Origin of the sequence: Endozoicomonas sp. ONNA1 (assembly GCF_024606325.1) — a bacterium.
In the GTDB taxonomy this organism is placed as follows: Bacteria; Pseudomonadota; Gammaproteobacteria; order Pseudomonadales; family Endozoicomonadaceae; genus Endozoicomonas_A.
In genome coordinates this window covers 1-2,709 of the sequence record NZ_JAHHPN010000944.1, presented here as the reverse complement: position 1 = coordinate 2,709, position 2,709 = coordinate 1, and the positions used below count along the sequence as shown (strand labels likewise).

The 2,709-nt window shown below is 49.4% G+C and carries 2 protein-coding genes; both read left to right on the top strand.

The features are described from left to right. On the top strand, positions 1 to 533 hold a 533-nt coding region (locus KDK19_RS22680), incomplete at its 5' end, for a hypothetical protein (RefSeq protein ID WP_257293006.1). Between the two features lie 117 nt (positions 534 to 650). Continuing rightward, positions 651 to 2,709 (top strand): hypothetical protein (locus KDK19_RS22675; RefSeq protein WP_257293005.1); only part of this gene is annotated, 2,059 nt, incomplete at its 3' end.

Below are 2,709 nucleotides of genomic sequence, written 5' to 3'. Positions count from 1 at the left end.
GGACAACCGAGCCAGTGCAGAGAATGAACCAGTTTATTGACGACAATGTCCGGCGAAAAATGGCTCGGGAGGCCGGAATTGTAGTCTGTTCAGACAACAGCCACAAAGCCTGCAAAGCTGATCAGAAAAAAGGGATCATTCTTGGTATTCATAACGGTTGGTATGATCTCCAGCAGGTGGCGATTCCGGCTGGCATGACACTGTTGGAAAAGATGCAGTACGAACATGACCCGTCGCTGCTCAGTCCGTCAACACAACAGGCATTGGAGAAAGAGGTGCAGCGGCTAAAGAGCGAAGCTATCCAAATGAACCTGGGCACCTTGACGCAAACCACGCTGGCTTCGGAGGCAGCCCAAAAAGTGCTGAAAAAACGGGGGATTGCCGTGGTCAGCGAGAAGCGACGCTACTTTACCGACAATGAACTCCCGATAGAGAAGGAAATGCTGGTACCAAAGAAGATAGCGAAGCCTGATGCTCGGGAGGATGGATGCTCCAGCGGGGTGGGCATGTACAATCCTTTGATCTTGCTTTGAACATGCAGTTACGGACAACAGACTGCAATGGAACTTTTTACCAGCCGTTTACTCCAAGAACGATAGAATCCCTCCTTACGGAATTGGGCAAATAATAAATTTTACTGGAGTATTACCATGAATGTTGTCCATGGAGCGGCGATCTCTGCGAGCCCGTGCCCTCAACCTCAACCTCAACCAAAGTTCGCCACCCAATCGGCAACAGCCTCTGGCCAATGGACAATCAGCGAGCCAACCCGCAAGCTGTTGCCCCATCCCAGGGAATATGAGCGACAGGAGCTACTGCGGGCCGCTGAGAGTGGACGTCTGGCATTTCGGCATATTGGATTGGTTGAAGAAAGAAATTACTTTGCTGGCAAGGGCACACCAAGACCCTTCACCCTCGCTCTGCCCGGAGAGATGATGCCCACCGAGCGAGTAACAGAAGCGTTAGATCAATGGATGGTAGGCATTACTGATCCCAAATGCCTGTATGTCTATAAACGTGACGCACTGACTAATCGGTTGCTGGAGGAGCCCAGCCTAACACCGGATACACTGACAATAAAACTACTGTCTGATCTACGATCATTACACAAGAAAAGTCGTGAGCGTGCCAATCAAATCATCTGGAGAGTTTATCCCCGTTTCACCTCAGGACATCTGCAAGCAAATGGGACATTCAGTTTACCTAAATTGAAACCCGGCGATTATACCCACATTTATAATTTCCCGGAACTGGTGCTCATCCACTATCGCAAGGAAGAGATCAAATGCTTTTGCGTCTACAACGATAAACGGGCAAATATTGCCGATATCCTGGAGTCCAAGCGTCAGTGTGAAAAGGCATTGGAGCTTAAACCCTTGCCTCTGGTCGTTTATTGTCACCACACAGGTTCTGTACAGGTCTGTTTTGATGATGAGCTGGACAGTCCGCACCTGGCCAACAATGGGCATTCTCTGGGTGATTTCGCATTCTCGCAGAGCATTGACCTGGACAATTTCAGAGCCATGTTGAATCTGCTGCCAATCACTTTGCGGGCAGAGGCACTGAGTTCGGAATTAAGCGTCCCACCGGATATGATGCACAAATTGCAACAGGCCATTGAGCTGCTGAGCGATCCCGAATGTTACAGTTGCGAGAGACTTCTGGAATTAAAACAGAGCGGATTGCCCATCGATCAGCGTTTTGTTAAAAAAGCGTCTGTTAATATTTTCGGAGTGCCTGTTAAATCTTTGCTTGATATTCTTCTGGATACCGAAGTAGCCAGACACAATGGGGGCATGGGACCGGCAACCCCTGCTCAGCAGCAACAGGAGGAAGAAGAAGCTTACCGATTATGTCAGCTCCTTTTGCAGAGCGGGGCAAGGCCGACTGAATGGGGCCTGGGCCATATCAATAATATGGAAGAATTTTTTGACTCTGCAATGCCAGTGGGCATCTTCAATTGTATGGTGGCTACCTCTGCTCCCTTTGAATTCCTCACCCTGCAACATCTTCAGCATTTTCCTTTGACCAGTTGTTCGGGAAGCGTCGTTGAATTTGACCGAATCTGCAGGAACATCAGTCCACAGCAACGGCAGACGTGTCTGAGAAAGGCACTACTTTATGTGACAAGTCTGATGCATCCAACCCTTGAACATATTCAGTGCCACTTATTGGCCCTGTTTCATCACGGGGCTTCCCCGAACAAAGACCTTCTGGATAGTGTTAGAGCCCTTCTGGCATTTCATTACCCCCGCAGTAAGAAAATTATGCGCGTTTATTCCCCGGCTGAATATATCGAATGGTTTGAAAAACTGTGGGAGCAACGGAACGAGCATCCTTTCTATCAGAATTGGTTAGAGCGTGTCCGGCACGCCAAGCAGGAAATCGCGGATCTGAAACGATCTCTCGGCATTAACGATTCTGGTGCGCTGACAACACCATTGGCAGCCGGGACACCAACGGCATTACAGTTTATGGTGGACGCGTTCAGCAAACCGCCGGTCTTGCCTGATCATGTCGGCGATAATGAAAAAACCATCCTGACGGTATTGCAGCATTATTACCGCCGTCCCGGACCGGAACGGGTGATCCAGAACCTTGGCAGACAGACCATGCCAACCGTGTGGAAACCGCTGCACAGTTGCAGTCATGTTCTGCGGGCCAGAAATAATGGTCACTGGTATATGGAATTGCTGGAGAAATTTCAGC